The organism is Koromonas soli (assembly GCF_059726265.1).
The window spans coordinates 1730548-1745697 of the sequence record NZ_AP040872.1; the positions used below are offsets into that span (position 1 = coordinate 1730548).

Here is a 15150-nt window from a genome sequence, read left to right on the forward strand (position 1 = left end):
ATTCGCAGCTCATGAGTGCGATACGTTAGCATGGACCAGTCAATTGTCGCTACATCACGCGCCGTCAGTGTTGGCGCGGATACGGCAGATATGAAGAGGGTTGGTGTATGGCAGATTCGTTGAACCTGAGCCTCTGGTTTCCTGGCTTTGATCCGGAGATGATGTTGCCTCGTCTGGTTGAGGTGTTGAAGTACTTCCCTTTTTCTGAGTCACGCAGCGGAGTGCAGTACGCGCTGGTGCAACCCGTGGATTGGTCGGAGGCCACGGTGCTGGAGGAAAGTTTCTCGCCGGGCGTGAGCGCGGAGGAAGCGGCACAAGCTCTGAAGGAATATGCGCAAGCGGACTATGCGATCGGTGTGGAGGCGTATTGGGATTTGTGGGTGCTTGATGGCGAGAGCAAGCAGTGGGTACTGCGTCCGGAGAAAGTGGTTTTCACCGCGCAGGGACTGGACTTTGATGAAGGTACGTTTGCAGAGAACGGACACATTCTAGTGGACTTTGGGTTGGACTATCCGTTTCTGCATGAAGGCGTGGATCTGAGTTCAGATGATGCGCTGCGGGTAAAGGCGAATGTTGCGGCGCTGATTGAGTTTACGCATCGGGTAGAGAAGAACACGAATGCGACGGGGCGCGTACTGTGGTCGGAGAGCGATGAGAACCTGGCGCAGAAGCTCATCGCGAGGCTGCAAGAGGTGCAATAGCTCCTGAACAGAAGAGGTTACACAGCCGGCCTTGAGCCGGCTTTTTGTTTCGGGCTGGAGTTGATCGATCGAGCTACGGGCTGGGCGGAGCCAGTTATGAGGTGAACAATAGCCCAAATAAAAAGGCGAGGATTGACTCTCTCGCCTATACCAGCCGGGTCTGCGTTTACTGTTGGGTAACTCCTCACGCCTTCGACCGCTATTTGGGATACCAATCGAGGAGACGGACTTCGATTCCGGTTCCGGCGAGGTGCTGCTGAAACACTTTCAGGTCGGAATTCCGGTAGTGATACGGGATGACGATTTTCGGGTGGAAGGCCTTTACGGCGTCGGCTGCTTCCTCTGGCGGCATGGTGTAAGGGAGATTCATGCAGACGAAAGCTACATCGATATTCTTCAATGAACGCATTTCGGGAATGCCTTCGGTGTCGCCGGAGAAATAGAAACGCTTGCCTCCGTAAGCGAGAACGTATCCGTTGTCGCGTCCCTTGGGGTGGAAGAGTTGTCCGGCGGCGGGGCCGCGCTTGAGGTTGTAGGCTGGAACGGCCTCAATGGTCCACTGCTGCCATTGTTTCGTTTGATCGTTGGCGATGGGTTTAGCAGCAGGGAGCTTCTCAACAACGGAAGCGGGGGCAAAGATCTGAGTGCCCGGCTGGCTGATCTGAGCAATTTCTTCTGGATCGAAATGATCGGGATGGATGTGGGTGATCAGGATGAGGTCCGCCTTCGGGAGTCCTGCGAGTTTGGCGGGCTTGGCCGGATCGATGTAGATGGTTTTGCCTCCAGCCTGAACGAGGGTGCTGGCGTGAACGAGGGGGGTGATCTTCACATCTCCGGCAGAGGTGGAGAAGGTCTGCGTCTGGGCAAAGGCGGTGAGAGAGGCCCCGAGCATTAAGGCGAGCAAGGTTTTCATGCAGGAAATAGTAAGAAGAGCATGCGTGGAGTGTCAAAGCTGCGGGCCGGGTGCTTGGAAACGCAGGTTCGGTGGTTGGTGACCTGCGGCGGAGGCGAAGGCGTGGAGGGCGGCTGGGGTCCTTAGGCTTCGCCTCAGGATGACACAAAAGACAAATACAAGAAGAACAACGGCAAGGGCAAGAACGACTGCAAGAACGACAACGACAAGAACAGGCGCAACCGCAAGACCAAGGATAATGGCAAGAACAACAGACCCACCTCTGCCAACTACGGGCAGAGATGGGGCACCACGGCGCGCTTGGCCAACGCATGCAGCACAGCGCGCTCCAGGATCAGCGGGAGTGGACGTGGGTGAAGCGTTGCTTGAGGGTGAGGAATGGTGTTTCGAGGAAGCGGTAGCTGAGGGCGGCGAGAACGATGGTGACCGTCATGGCGACGGCAAGGCGAACGAGGTAGCGCCCGAGGCTGGTCTCGGGATGATGGACGATGTATTCGCTGATGAGAAGGCCGAGGATGTGGAAGACGTAAAGGCCGAAGGAGATTCGGCCAAGGTAGATGAATGCGTCCGCGATTGAACTGGGCCAAACGCGAGATGCGTCCTTGGCGGAAGCTGCGCGGGGACGCAGGGTGGCAATGAAGAGCGCTACGGCACCGAGGGCGGCGACGGGGTAGCCGAGCATGATTCGTGCGATGGTGAGCGGATCGGACTTGATGCGGAAGTAGTTTCCGGCGAGTACGAGGCAGGTGAAGCCTCCGATGAACAGAGCCGCGCGAGTGAGGCGCGGAAGGCTCGGGGCGCGTCCGGCGAGAAGGACGGCGATGATGATGCCGAGCGCAATTGAGTCGAAATGAACGAAGGTGTTGCACCACACCTTCGATTCCCAAGTGTGTGACGCGCCGAGATACCAGCGTGTGGCACCGGCAACGCCGAGCATGACGCCTGCAGCGATGAGCATGGCGCGCTCGGTGAGGCGTCGCATGATGGACGGCCAGAAGATGTAGAACTGCTCTTCGACCGAAACGGCCCACAAGGGGAAGATGACAGACGAGGGAAAGCCTACGAGGACAATCCACCAGTTTCCGCCTAAAAAGAGGAAAGCAAGGAGGGCTCGCCATCCGATGTGCTGTCCGGGGACGAACCACTGCATGGCCCAGGCAAGCGCAAGAAAGAAGATGTAGAGCGGCCACATGCGGAGGATGCGGCGAATGTAGAAGGAACGGAGGTCGATGTGTCCGATGGTGGCTCGCTCACGGATGAGAAGTTCGGTGACGAGGTAGGAGCTCAGGAGGAAGAAGACGTTGACACCGTAGGCGCCGGTGGCTCCGAGAGCGGCGAGAATGGTGGCGGCAAATGGGGGCATCCCCATGTTGAGGTAGAAGCCGGGATCGTGCGGCAGCGAATGATGCAGGAAGATGAGGAAGAAGGCGAAGAAGCGAAGGATATCGAGTTCAGGATGATAAAAGCGCTCGGTCACAGAGCGCACAGCAAGTGGGTTCGAGGACACTTGGCACTTTCCGAAATAAGGCGATGTGAACATCGTAGCAGAGTGGCTTTGAGAGCCGGTCAGAGGGCTTGTGCAATCCCATATCTGCGCGCGAATACCTGTACCCTGCACTCGTCAAATGCGCTTTTCACTGACGTCAAGTGTTGTTCAAGTTCGCGCCCGAAAGATGCGGCACAGTGGCGCCGTTCGGTAACCGGAATAGTAACAAGATAACGCGAAGTTCTGAGGGAGACTCGGTCACGATCGTCGGTAGACAACGGTTCAACGGCGGAATTCCCAGGGCGGAAGTGCTCGCTCGTTACGGCTGTACATGACCTGTTAAAGCACACGACATGTCTTTGGTGAACGATGTAAGTGGTCTTGCGTATTCACGCGGTGGTTACTCACGCTTAGTGTTAGGTGAATTACGCATTCGACTGGGCAGGTTCACCGTATGCCAAAGCAAACTGCTGTGTTGCCCGTTCTCTTCGCCGCGCTCACTCTCGCGTTCGGCGCATCCTGTGCCGCTGGACCGCAGACGCAGACATCCTCCTTACAATCGACTTCCAGCAGTTCGAGTTCCTCCAGTTCTAATTCAAGTTCGACATCAACACAGAATTCAAGCTCAACATCCAATTCCGGTTCAACCTCCAGCTCTGGTTCAACTTCCGGTTCTGGCTCGACATCGAATACTGGGTCTACATCTGGTACAGGGAGCAGCTCGGGGTCCGGATCAACGTCTGGATCGGGTACGGGATCTACGTCTGGATCGGGATCCACGTCTGGATCGGGATCCACGAATCCGACGCCGACGAGTCCGCTGCCTACGCCGCCATCGACGGCAAAGGTGTTCACAAACATAGACCAGTTGAGCGTGTGGGGATCGTGCAATACGCCGGCGTGTGCAGGCGGATCGGGAGCAGGTTCGTACACGATGTCTCTGAACCAGGCGTCGCCTGCAATGGACGGCAACAGCATGCAGGTTTTCAACTCGGGCGTGTGGGCAAACGCGCTGTGGTGGAACAAGCTGGGCCCGCAGAATGGGGCGACGAATTTCCTGTGGGACTTCTATGCGCAGGTGGATTCGACGGCTTCGGCGCAGGCGCTGGAGTTTGACGCTTTCCAATTCCTGGATGGGTACAACTACATGATGGGTACCCAGTGCAATCTGGCTGCGGGCAAGTGGGATGTGTGGGATGAAGCGAACGGCGATTGGCTGCACACGACAATTCCGTGTAAGACGTTTACGCCGGGAGTTTGGCACCACATTCAGTGGTACATGCAACGCGATCCAAGCACGCACAACTACACATTTGTGACGCTGGTGGTGGATGGAACGGCATACACGCTGAACCAGACGTATTCGGCAAAGTATCTTGGGTGGTCGAATCAGGTTGGAGTGCAGTATCAGTTGGACGTGAATGCAAGCGGTGTTGGATATCACGAGTGGATCGATCAATCGACGTTCACTGTGTGGTAAGGGAGTTAGTTGGAGAAAGCCCCACTCGAAGGAGTGGGGCTTTTGCTTTTGGAGGAGGCTTGCGAGGGGGTAGGGTCCTTCGGCTTCGCCTCAGGATGACACATCAAAAACAAAGGCGAAAGCAAGAGCAAGGGCAAGAACAAACCCGAGGTCCTTCGCTTCGCTCAGGATGACTGACCTTGCCCTCAGAATGCGTACCCCGTAGTCGTCGTGGCTGTGGGAAAGTTGGAAAGCGTTTTTTGCTTTCCTGCTTTTCCATAGCCTGCTTTGGTTCGTGTTTGTTCGAACTGAATCGGGCTGAGGTAGTTCAGAGCTGAGTGCAACCGGGTTTGGTTATACCACCGTAGCCAGTTCAGGATTTCATCTTTCGCTTGGCGATGGGTGGCGAAGCGTTTGCCGTGCAGCCGCTCTACTTTGAGCGAGGCAAACAGGGTTTCGCTCACGGCGTTGTCCCAGCAGTTGCCCTTGCGACTCATGGACGCTTGGATTCCATGCTCTTTCAGTCGCTGACTGAACTCATCGCTGGCATACTGGCAGCCCCGATCGCTATGAAAGATCAGCCCGCTGTGTTTGCCCGGACAGCGCTCGAACCAAGCCATTTCGAGAGCGTCGATCACCAGTTCGCTCCGCATATGATCGCGCAGAGACCAACCCACAACACGGCGGCTGAACAGGTCGATCACCACCGCCAGGTACAGCCATCCTTCGTCGGTTGGAATGTAGGTGATGTCTCCAACCCAGACTTTGTTCGGAGCGGCGGCCGCGAAGTTACGATCCAGAAGGTTCGGCGCAATCGGCAGGTTGTGCCGGCTGTTCGTAGTCATCACTCGGAAGCGCCGTTTGCCGCGGGCTCGAATGCCGTGCTGCTGCATCAGTCGTTGGATCCGCTGTTTGCCGACGCGCACGCCCTGCTCGCGCAGTTGCCGCCAGATGCGCGGCCACCCGTAGGCTCCGCGATGCTCGGCATACACCGCGCGGATGTGCACCAGCAGTGCTTCGTCGCTCAGGTGGCGGAGAGCGTTGCGTCGACGGGCAAAGTGTTCATGGTAGCCGGCCACGCTCACCCGCAGTACCCGGCACTGCACACGGATCGGCCAGACACGCCGGTGGCGTTGGATGAAGGCGTATTTCATTTCTGGCCTTTCGCGAAGTACGCCGTCGCTTTTTCCAGGATGTCGCGCTCCATCTTGACCCGCGCCAGTTCGGCCCGCAGACGGCTAATCTCCATCTGCTCGGCGCTGACCGCCTTGCCATGGTCGGCGCCCTTGAGTTTGCCCTCCCGGTGCGCTTTTACCCAGTTGGACAGTGTTTGCTCAATCAGACCCAGACTTCGCGCCGCCGAAGCGATACTCTGGCCAGACTCAACCAGTCGCACCGCCTCCTGCTTGTACTCCAGCGTGTACCGCGCCCGTCTCCCCTTCCCCATCTCCGCTCTCCCTACTGCGATTGGATGATCGCTCAGCATGGGGTACGTTTGGCAGGGGCAAGATCAGACACCTCAAATACAAAAGCAAGATCAAGAACAGAGACAGGAGCGCAAACAAGGAAAGAGCAAAGGAAGGGGGATGCTGACGCATCCCCCTTGGTTTTGTAGCAATACATTGACGAAAGCCAATGTATTGCGTGAGGCGACCAGTTACTTGGTGGCTCCGCCGGAACCGCCCTTCTCCTCGAGTGCGGCCTGGGCGGCTGCGAGACGAGCAGTGAGGACGCGGAACGGAGAGCAGGAAACATAGTTCAGTCCGACGCGGTGGCAGAACTTCACCGACTCGGGCTCGCCGCCGTGTTCGCCGCAGATGCCGACCTTGAGGTTCGGACGAGTCTTGCGGCCGCGCTCGGTGGCAAGCTGGACGAGCTGACCAACGCCTTCCTGATCGAGCGAGGCGAAGGGATCCTGCTTGAAGATTCCCTGACGCGTGTACTCGGGCAAGAATTTGTTGATGTCATCACGCGAGAAGCCAAAGGTGGTCTGCGTGAGGTCGTTGGTGCCGAAGCTGAAGAACTCGGCTTCCTGCGCGATCTGATCGGCAACCAGCGCGGCGCGGGGAAGTTCGATCATCGTTCCGACCATGTACTCGACCTTGTCCTTCTTCTCGGCGAACACTTCTTCGGCGATGCGGTGGACAATGTCGGCCTGATTCTTCATCTCCTTAATGCCGGTGGTGAGAGGAATCATGATTTCGGGGATGACGGTGATTCCCTGCTTCTTGAGCACGAGAGCGGCCTCGATGATGGCACGCGCCTGCATCTCAGTGATCTCCGGATAGGTGATGCCGAGACGGCAGCCACGATGGCCAAGCATGGGGTTCTGCTCGTGCAGTTCCTCGACGCGAGCCAGGGTGATGCGGAGGTCCTTGAGCTTGGGCGAGCGAGGCTTGGTGAGTTCAAGTTCCTTGATCTCAACGAGCAGGTCTTCGCGCTTGGGCAGGAACTCGTGCAGCGGCGGATCGAGGGTGCGGATGGTGACCGGGAAGCCCTTCATCGCCTTGAACAGACCGACAAAGTCGGCGCGCTGCATGGGGAGCAACTTCTTCAGCGCGAGGCGACGGTCCTTCTCATTGTTGGCCATGATCATGGCACGCATGTGAGGCAGACGGTCCTCGGCAAAGAACATGTGCTCGGTGCGGCAGAGGCCGATGCCTTCGGCGCCGAAGGCAATGGCGGTCTTGGCGTCGCGAGGAATGTCGGCGTTGGCACGGACCTTGAGCTTGCGCTCGGGGTCAGCCCAGGACATGAACTTGACGAGATCCTTGTCGCCAGCGGAGGCTTCGAGGGTGTTGAGCTTGCCCTTGATAACGCGTCCAGTGGTGCCGTCGAGGGAGAGCCAATCGCCTTCGCGGAAGGTCTGGCCCTTAACGCGCATTTCCTTCTTCTTCTCGTCAACTACGATGTCGCCGGCTCCGGCGACGCAGCACTTACCCATGCCGCGGGTGACAACCGCTGCGTGCGAGGTCATGCCGCCACGCGAGGTGAGAATGCCGGATGCGATTTCCATGCCGTGAATGTCTTCAGGCGTGGTTTCGCCACGGACGAGGATGATGGACTTGAACTTGCCCTTCTGGTTGATGGCAACGGCGTCGTCGGCGGTGAAAACGATCTGTCCGACGGCAGCGCCAGGAGAGGCAGGAAGTCCGGTGGCGAGGACTTCGACCTTGCTTCCCTTCTCATCGAGGCGCGGGACGAGGAAGTCATAGAGCTGGTTGGGCTCGACGCGGAAGATGGCTTCTTCCTTGGTGATGAGGCCTTCTTCCACCATGTCGATGGCGACCTTTACAGCAGCGAGACCTGTGCGCTTGCCGTTGCGGGTCTGCAGCATGTAGAGCTTGCCATCCTGAATGGTGAACTCGAAGTCCTGCATGTCGCGATAGTGCTTTTCCATGCGCGAGGTGATTTCACGAAGCTGGTCGTAAACCTCGGGCATGATCTTCTGAAGTTCGGTGATGTGCTGCGGAGTGCGAACGCCGGAGACGACGTCTTCACCCTGCGCGTTGAGCAGGAACTCTCCGTAGAACTCCTTGGCGCCGGTGGCCGGGTTGCGGGTGAAGCCCACGCCGGTGCCGGAGGTTTCGCCCATGTTGCCGAACACCATGGCCTGAACGTTGACGGCCGTGCCGAGCATGTCGTCGATGTTGTTCATGCGGCGATAGTGCTTGGCGCGATCGTTCTGCCAGGAACGGAACACGGCGTCGCGGGCCATGACGAGCTGGTCATGCGCGTTTTGCGGGAAGTCGATCTTGGCGAACTTCTTGACGACCTTCTTGTAGTCGGCGATGACTTCCTGAAGCGCCTTGGCGTCGAGATCGGTGTCGAGCTTGGCCTTCTTCTGCTTCTTCTTTCCGTCAAACACTTCTTCGAAGTGCGACTTCTCGATGTCGAGCACGACGTTGCCGAACATCTGAATGAGGCGGCGATAAGAGTCGTAGGCGAAGCGGGGATTCTGAGTACGGTTGGCAAGAGCCTTGACGCTCTCGTCATTGAGGCCGAGGTTGAGAATCGTGTCCATCATGCCGGGCATGGAGAACTTGGCGCCGGAACGGACGGAGACGAGCAGCGGATTGTCGCCAGCGCCGAGCTTCTGTCCCTGGAGGGCCTCGAGCTGCGCAAGAGCGGCGTCCATTTCCTTGTCAACGTTGCCACTGACTTTGCCACGCATGTATTCGCGGCAAGCTTCGGTCTGGATGGTGAATCCCGGGGGAACTGGGAGCCCGGCGTTGGTCATTTCAGCAAGACCCGCGCCTTTGCCGCCAAGGGTGTCCTTCATCTTGCCATTACCCTCGGCCTTGCCTCCGCCGAAGGAGTAAACGTACTTCACTGCACTAATTGTGGGAGTAGCCATAGCCTCACTCTCTTAGGGTTAAAGAGATTACCTTCTCGTTTTTCACTACGCAGCCCGAAAACAGGCTGCCTATCAGTACGGTTTAAAAACTACTCTGGAACAAAAGAAAAGGCTTCCGGTTAGGAAGCCTTCCTTTCTGTAACAACTTCGCTGAAATCAGCAATGGACTGGAATGTGGATGCCACCATACCGAGGAGACAGAGACGAGAGCTTCGGACCGCCTCGTCATCCACCATGACCATTACCTTGTCAAAAAATTCGTCGAGCGGCCGCCGAATGGTGGCCAGCGCGGCGAGAGCTTCATCGTACTTCTTCTGCTTGCAGAGCTCGGCAGTGGTCGAAGCGAGCTCGGCGGTGCGCTTGGCGAGCACGCCTTGCGGATCGTCACCGCGGAAAGCTTCGGCCGCGATGTCGAACGTCGCGTACGCTCCGGCGGGGGACTTCCCTGCCTCGCTGGCCTGACGCAGGATGTTCTTGATGCGCTTGACCGACGCGGCAATGGCGTCGAAGTCTTCAGTGCCGCGAACCTTGGCAACAGCCTCGGCGCGGAGAACCGCGTCCACAACATTGTCGGCACCGGAGGCGAGCACGGCGTTCGTAACGTCGTAGGCGAAGCCTCGGGCCTCGCGCAGGTAGAACTCGATGCGCTCGCGGAAGAAGGCGGCGACGTTCTGTTCATATTGCGCGACGGCGTTGAAACGCGATTCGGCTTCGCTGCCCTTGTACTGCCGCAGCGCATCGGCCATGAGGTGGCTGAGGCTGATGGGCATGTTGTGTTCGACCAAGGTGCGAACGATGCCGTTGGCAGCGCGACGGAGCGCGAAGGGATCCTTGGAGCCGGACGGGATCATTCCGAGCGCGAACATGCCAGCGATGGTGTCGGCCTTGTCGGCGATGGAGAGGACCGCTCCCTCAAGCGTGCGCGGAACATCATCTTCCATCGAGGCGGGCTTGTACTGGTCGTAAATGGCCTGTCCGATGGCGCGCGCGGAGGCTTCGGGGATCTCCATGCGATCGGCCTGATGCACGAGGTAGAGGCCGCCAATGATGCCCTGGAGCTCGGTGAACTCCTTCACCAATTCAGTAGTGAGATCGCACTTGGCCATGAGCGCAGCCTTGTAAACGATTCCCTGACGATGGTTGGGATGAAACTCGGTGACTACGGCTGAGAGCAGGCTGCCGAGGTGCTGCGTGCGCGTCGCCTTGTCGCAATAGGAGCCGAGCTCCTTCTGGAAGGTGACATTCTTGAGCATGGGCACGCGGTCGCGAAGCGTGAGCTTCTGATCAGTGTTCCAGAAGAATCGTGCATCGTTGAAGCGGGCGCGCAGAACGCGCTCATTGCCGTGGCGCACGATGGCTTCGCCTTCGGCGTCAGTCACTGTGTTGAGAACGGCAAGAAAGTGAGGCAGAAGCTTGCCGTTGGCGTCCTCGATGGCGAAGTACTTCTGATGATCGCGCATCACGGTAACGAGAACTTCTTCGGGGAGCGCGAGGAATTCAGGATCGAAGTTGCCAAGGATCACCGAAGGCGACTCAGTGAGATTGATGACCGTGTCGAGCAGGCCCTTGTCTTCGCGCCAGCGCGCGCCGGGAATCTGGCGGGTGACGGCATCGAGAGCCTTGCGAATTTTGTGTTCGCGCTCGGCGTAGCTGGGCAGAACACCAGCGGCGCGTAGTTTCTCGGCGTATTCAGCAGGCGTGTTGAGCTCGACGAGAGCGGAGGAAAGGATGCGATGTCCGCGCGAGGTGCGTCCAGCGGTGATGCCACCGAATTCAAGAGGAACGACCTTGGAGCCAAGCAGCGCAACCAGCCAGCGAACAGGGCGCACGAAACGCTCGGGCTTGCCGGGACGCCAGTACATATTCTTGGCCCAATAGATCGACGAGATCTCCTTGGGTACGAGTTCGGAAAGCAGCTCAAGGGCGGGCTTGCCTTTCTTGATCACGTTGGCAGCGAGGTATTCGCCTTTGGGCGTGGTGGCGCGAGTGAGCTGATCGAGCGAAACTCCGACCTTGCGCGCAAACGCTGCGGCGGCCTGCGTGGGCTGGCCGTCCTTGTAGGCATGCGCGGTGGCGGGTCCGAGGACCTGCTCGGCAACATCGGGTTGCGATTCCTGAATGCCGCGCACGAGAACGGCGATGCGACGCGGAGAAGCGAAGGCTTCCGATGCGGGTGTCTCTGTGGTGGAGAGGCGTTCGCGGCTGACGAGATCACCGATGCGACGCTGCAACTCATCCGTGGCAGAGGCGATCATGCGCGCGGGGATTTCTTCGGTACCGATTTCTAACAGGAAATCTGACATGAGGTCGAAAGCTTCCTTCTATTTTGAGGCCAAACGCTTGCTGGCTGCGGCGAATCGGAAAATTTTATGTGCGACACAGCCTCAGTTTTGCTGCTCTCCCACATTCCCAACTGCGGAAAGGATGTGGGCGATCAGTTTTGTTGCTCTCCCACATTCGCCAAAAGATGGCGGACGTGGTCCACCCTGTCTAGACCTTGGCAGCTGTCGCGCTGACTTCGCGGGAAGACTGCTGATCGACCCAGGCGCGTGCAACTCCAACGGCAAGATTACGGACCCGCTGGATGACTCCGACACGCTCGGTGACGCTGATGGCGCCGCGAGCATCAAGCAGGTTGAACAAATGCGAACACTTCAAACAAAGGTCGTAGGCCGGCAGCAGCGGGAAACGACGGCGCTGCTCGGGCGTGAACTTTGGCGAAGTCACCGTGGGCTCGGACTCCTTCTTCTTTGAATCCTTGCGCGGCTGAGCGGTTCCGGCGACGTACTCGTTGATGAGCGCCTGGCACTCGGCTTCGTAGGCGTTGAGGTGCTGCCAGAGCTTCTCGACATCGGCCTTCTCGAAGTTGTAAACCGAGAACTGCTCTTCATCTGGAAGACGAATGTCTCCGTAGGTGACATTCCCCTGCGGGCCGCGAACCCAGACGATGTCGTAGATGGACTCGACATCCTGCAGGAAGGCCGCGATGCGCTCGAGACCATAGGTGAGTTCGGCGCACATGGGATCGAGATCGATGCCGCCACACTGCTGGAAATAAGTGAACTGCGTGATTTCGAGACCGTCGAGCATGACCTGCCAGCCGACACCCCAGGCGGCAAGAGTGGGAGCTTCCCAGTTGTCTTCTTCGAACTTGATGTCATGGCGCGCGAGGTCGATACCGATCGCTTTCAGCGATTCAAGGTAGAGCTCCTGCACGTTCTCAGGCGGTGCCTTGAGAATGACCTGGAACTGGGTGTGCTTGTAAAGACGATTGGGGTTCTCACCATAACGTCCATCGGCAGGACGGCGCGAAGGCTGCACGTAAGCAACACGGTAGGGCTTGGGGCCAAGAACGCGAAGGAAGGTTTCGGGCGACATGGTGCCGGCGCCAACCTCGACATCGAGCGGCTGCTGTAAGACACAGCCCTGGCGGGCCCAGAAATCCTGCAGCTTTAGGATGAGTTCCTGAAAAGTCAGTGGTTCAGTCATGAATGCGATCCGATCTGGAGAGCATTGTAAATGCTTGAGGCAGTACGACGAAAGAGTAGGCAGGCAATTGTGAGCGAAAGAATTTGAAAACGTCACTCAGGGGCATGTTGGTGGGCTGAGTTGCAGGCGGACCGGTGGACAAAAGGGCGCGGGTTCCACGCATCGGAGAGAAGATGCAATGGGAAGATCGTGGTAGAAGCGGTGATCTGGAAGACGATCGTGGCGGTGGCGGCGGAGGATTCTCAGGCGCGGGACTTGGGTTCCCTTTGATGATGCTGCTGTCGGGACGGCTGGGAATCGGCGGATTTCTGCTGGTTCTGGTGCTGGCGTTCGTATTTCGCGGCAGCTTTCTGTCGCTGATTGGGGGTGGATCGTCGGCGAATAACACAAGCAGGGTTTCGCGTCCGGTGAACGATCCGGCGGAGGAGCCGAAGGTCAGGTTTGTGTCGTTCGTGCTGGACGATACGCAGCAGACGTGGGACCGAATTTTTCAGGAACATGGCAGGCAGTATTCGCACGCGAAGCTGGTGCTGTTCCGAGACGCAATAAGGTCGGGATGCGGAGTGGCGCAGTCGCAGAGCGGGCCATTTTATTGTCCCGAAGACAAGAAGGCATACATCGATCTGGGATTTTATGACGAATTGCGCAGCCGGTTTGGAGCCGATGGCGACTTTGCGCAGGCTTACGTGTTAGCACATGAGATTGGCCATCACGTGCAGGACTTGCTGGGAACAGAACGCAAGGTGAGGCAGGCGATGGAGCAGAATCCGGGTGCGCAGAATGCACTCTCGGTGAGGCTGGAATTACAGGCCGACTGCTACGCGGGAGTATGGGGGCACTCGACAGAACAGCGAAAGCTGGTGAATGAAGGCGATATTGCCCAGGCACTCCGTGCAGCAGCGGCGATTGGAGATGACCGCATTCAGCGAATGGCGGGCAGAAGCGTGAGCCCAGAGTCGTTTACGCATGGGTCATCGGAACAGCGGCAGGCGTGGTTTAAACGCGGCTTGGATACAGGTCAGTTGGAAGCGTGCAACACGTTTGCGCAATAGCCATAAGGAGATCCGATGTTACGAGCACGAATTGCATTGCTACTGGTTGCTGTGATGATGGCAACCGGACTGAATCTGCAAGCACAGGACCGGGGAAGATTTTATGACGGCGTGCGCGATGGTGCGCGCGGCGAACGCTATGATCGCGGCCATGACCACTACTACCGAAATGACCGTCACCATCGCGACCGCTATTACGATGACCGTTACTACGAAGATCGACGCGGAGGCATTGGGCCGGGAACGGGCGCAGTAATTGGCGGAGCAGGCGGGGCGGTGCTGGGTACGCTGATTGGCGGTGGACTGAAAGGCACACTGATCGGTGGAGCGGCAGGAGCAGGCATTGGCGCCATCGTGGGGCAAGCGCACCAGAATAACGAACGCGACGACTACTACTATCGCCGTCGGTAATTGGGATTTGAATTCGAAGATAGAGCCAGGAAGGACGAAGCGTATGAAGGTATTCCGCGGAAGCGCGTGCTGCATGGTGATGGCAGGGATGTTGATGAGCGGCATAGGCGCAATGGCACAGAGCAACGATCAGCGTGCAAAGCAAACCGCCGAGCAGGAAGGTAAGCCCGCCTGGACGACCGATCAGCTGATCACCAGCACCGTGCATGACGCGTGGGTGCTGAGCGGGAGAGACGAATCGAAGTTCTTCGAAATGGTGAAGACGCTGACTGAGATTTCGGCGAGGAATCGAGGCATAACACTGCCGGACACGAAAGAAGCCGGAGAACGGATGGGAAACTACATCAAGCAGACGGCGAAGGCAGACACGGATCAACTACTGTATGCGGTGGTGGACCAGGCGGTGAGAGTTGCGTCCGGCAAGGGGCCGGTGCCGGCAGGGACAAGGTCGCAGGCGGAGAAAACGAAGTAGCAGTCAAAGGCACATCGACAAGACACCACAAGACAGCGCTAGTCGAGGCGTTCGAGTTGGGACGACGTTTGGAGCTTGCGGTCGAGATGGCGGTTAATGATCTGCATGAGGAACTTGCGTAGGTCGGCGAGACGCGAGGTGGGGACGGGCGTTTCGGCGAAGTGATCGACGGGGTTGCGAAACATGCGGGCGGCGAGTTCGCGGGACTCAATGGACATTTCGGAACTGGCGATGCGGCGGTCGCGGGCGCAGACAAGACCGTCGCGCAGAGCATGGAAAAATGCTGGCTGTCCTGCGAGCGGATCGCCGCACTCGATGCACTGATCGAGCGGCGGAAGGAAGCCCATGAGGCGCACCATCCAGAGATCGAAGTAGGTGACGGGGATCCAGATGGGGTCGGTTTCGAGGGTTTGCAGGACTCCCCAGGCGAGGCGGAAGATGCCGTCGTTGGCTTCGCGGTCGGGGAGGAGTTCGTCGAGCATTTCGGCGATGTGGGAGAGAGCGACGCAACGCGGGTAGTCGATGGTGGCCGAGAGAGGCGATAGCAAGACATCGCAGGATTCGAGGCGGGCAAGTTCGCTGCCTTCGCGGTCTGTCCAATAGGCGCGAACGCAGGTGAGCGGCTCGAGCGCGCCTCCAAAGCGCTTTTGAGAGCGCTTGGCAGATTTGGCGACACCTTTGACTTTGCCTTCGGAGCGCGTGAAGAGCGTGACGAGCAGGTCGGCCTCGCGGAGAGGATAGGTGCGGAGGACGATCGCCTCAGAGTGCTTGGAAGGCATACGGGGGATTGTAGCAAGAGAGGGGTTCGAC

General features: G+C 58.4%; 13 protein-coding genes. 5 read left to right on the forward strand and 8 right to left on the reverse strand.

The window, feature by feature from the left end:
* Window positions 1–107: 107 nt before the first annotated feature.
* Window positions 108–701, forward strand: a complete 594-nt coding sequence (locus AC6IY8_RS07560; protein WP_497778162.1) for a hypothetical protein — start codon at window positions 108–110, stop codon at window positions 699–701.
* A gap of 199 nt (window positions 702–900) precedes the next feature.
* Here AC6IY8_RS07560 and AC6IY8_RS07565 read toward each other — a convergent pair whose 3' ends face one another.
* The 3 genes from AC6IY8_RS07565 to AC6IY8_RS07575 form a co-directional block, all read right to left on the reverse strand.
* A complete protein-coding gene (locus tag AC6IY8_RS07565) occupies window positions 901–1614 on the reverse strand; it encodes an MBL fold metallo-hydrolase (protein WP_497778163.1) in 714 nt (237 codons plus the stop codon).
* A 334-nt stretch (window positions 1615–1948) separates the two neighbouring features.
* Window positions 1949–3121 carry an acyltransferase family protein gene (locus AC6IY8_RS07570; RefSeq protein ID WP_497778164.1) on the reverse strand — a complete coding sequence of 391 codons (1173 nt, stop codon included), beginning with the start codon at window positions 3119–3121 and terminating at the stop codon, window positions 1949–1951.
* Window positions 3122–3547: 426 nt separating this feature from the next.
* Complete coding sequence (locus AC6IY8_RS07575; protein WP_497778166.1) at window positions 3548–4033, reverse strand: hypothetical protein; 486 nt, start codon at window positions 4031–4033, stop codon at window positions 3548–3550.
* 1 nt (window position 4034) lies between these two features.
* On the opposite strand from AC6IY8_RS07575, the gene AC6IY8_RS07580 reads away from it, so the two are divergent.
* Entirely contained in the window at window positions 4035–4580 is a 546-nt protein-coding gene (locus AC6IY8_RS07580; RefSeq protein ID WP_497778169.1) for a hypothetical protein, read from the forward strand.
* A 185-nt stretch (window positions 4581–4765) separates the two neighbouring features.
* Here the strand turns inward: AC6IY8_RS07580 and AC6IY8_RS07585 are convergent.
* The 4 genes from AC6IY8_RS07585 to AC6IY8_RS07600 all read right to left on the reverse strand — a co-directional run bounded on the left by AC6IY8_RS07585 (window position 4766) and on the right by AC6IY8_RS07600 (window position 12405).
* A protein-coding gene (locus tag AC6IY8_RS07585; protein ID WP_497775837.1) for an IS3 family transposase occupies window positions 4766–6006 on the reverse strand; the annotation gives its coding sequence in 2 pieces (ribosomal slippage) (window positions 4766–5748 and window positions 5748–6006; 1242 coding nt in all).
* Between the two features lie 210 nt (window positions 6007–6216).
* Window positions 6217–8916, reverse strand: coding sequence for a pyruvate, phosphate dikinase (gene ppdK / locus AC6IY8_RS07590; protein WP_497778173.1), 2700 nt, complete (start codon window positions 8914–8916; stop codon window positions 6217–6219).
* Window positions 8917–9035: 119 nt separating this feature from the next.
* Window positions 9036–11219 (reverse strand): glycine--tRNA ligase subunit beta, encoded by a 2184-nt coding sequence (glyS, locus tag AC6IY8_RS07595; RefSeq protein ID WP_497778176.1) that lies wholly within the window; start codon window positions 11217–11219, stop codon window positions 9036–9038.
* Between the two features lie 187 nt (window positions 11220–11406).
* Complete coding sequence (locus AC6IY8_RS07600; protein ID WP_497778178.1) at window positions 11407–12405, reverse strand: glycine--tRNA ligase subunit alpha; 999 nt, start codon at window positions 12403–12405, stop codon at window positions 11407–11409.
* A 173-nt stretch (window positions 12406–12578) separates the two neighbouring features.
* Between AC6IY8_RS07600 and ypfJ the strand changes: the two genes are divergently transcribed.
* Genes ypfJ through AC6IY8_RS07615 form a run of 3 tightly spaced genes read left to right on the forward strand, consistent with a single transcriptional unit; the run spans window position 12579 to window position 14340 of the window.
* Window positions 12579–13457, forward strand: coding sequence for a KPN_02809 family neutral zinc metallopeptidase (gene ypfJ, locus AC6IY8_RS07605; protein WP_497778180.1), 879 nt, complete (start codon window positions 12579–12581; stop codon window positions 13455–13457).
* Window positions 13458–13472: 15 nt separating this feature from the next.
* Window positions 13473–13868, forward strand: coding sequence for a hypothetical protein (locus tag AC6IY8_RS07610; RefSeq protein WP_497778182.1), 396 nt, complete (start codon window positions 13473–13475; stop codon window positions 13866–13868).
* A 43-nt stretch (window positions 13869–13911) separates the two neighbouring features.
* Window positions 13912–14340: a hypothetical protein gene (locus AC6IY8_RS07615; protein ID WP_497778183.1), complete on the forward strand. Its 429-nt coding sequence runs from the start codon at window positions 13912–13914 to the stop codon at window positions 14338–14340.
* A gap of 38 nt (window positions 14341–14378) precedes the next feature.
* Here the strand turns inward: AC6IY8_RS07615 and recO are convergent, their stop codons facing one another.
* Entirely contained in the window at window positions 14379–15119 is a 741-nt protein-coding gene (gene recO / locus AC6IY8_RS07620; protein ID WP_497778184.1) for a DNA repair protein RecO, read from the reverse strand.
* Between the last annotated feature and the right edge of the window lie 31 nt (window positions 15120–15150).

Excerpts from the sequence above, each read along its gene's own strand:
- AC6IY8_RS07560 (WP_497778162.1), top strand. The coding sequence starts at position 108 with ATGGCAGATTCGTTGAACCTGAGCCTCTGGTTTCCTGGCTTTGATCCG.
- AC6IY8_RS07565 (WP_497778163.1), bottom strand. The coding sequence starts at position 1,614 with ATGAAAACCTTGCTCGCCTTAATGCTCGGGGCCTCTCTCACCGCCTTT.
- AC6IY8_RS07580 (WP_497778169.1), top strand. The coding sequence starts at position 4,035 with ATGTCTCTGAACCAGGCGTCGCCTGCAATGGACGGCAACAGCATGCAG.
- ppdK (WP_497778173.1), bottom strand. The coding sequence starts at position 8,916 with ATGGCTACTCCCACAATTAGTGCAGTGAAGTACGTTTACTCCTTCGGC.
- glyS (WP_497778176.1), bottom strand. The coding sequence starts at position 11,219 with ATGTCAGATTTCCTGTTAGAAATCGGTACCGAAGAAATCCCCGCGCGC.
- AC6IY8_RS07600 (WP_497778178.1), bottom strand. The coding sequence starts at position 12,405 with ATGACTGAACCACTGACTTTTCAGGAACTCATCCTAAAGCTGCAGGAT.
- ypfJ (WP_497778180.1), top strand. The coding sequence starts at position 12,579 with ATGCAATGGGAAGATCGTGGTAGAAGCGGTGATCTGGAAGACGATCGT.
- AC6IY8_RS07610 (WP_497778182.1), top strand. The coding sequence starts at position 13,473 with ATGTTACGAGCACGAATTGCATTGCTACTGGTTGCTGTGATGATGGCA.
- AC6IY8_RS07615 (WP_497778183.1), top strand. The coding sequence starts at position 13,912 with ATGAAGGTATTCCGCGGAAGCGCGTGCTGCATGGTGATGGCAGGGATG.
- recO (WP_497778184.1), bottom strand. The coding sequence starts at position 15,119 with ATGCCTTCCAAGCACTCTGAGGCGATCGTCCTCCGCACCTATCCTCTC.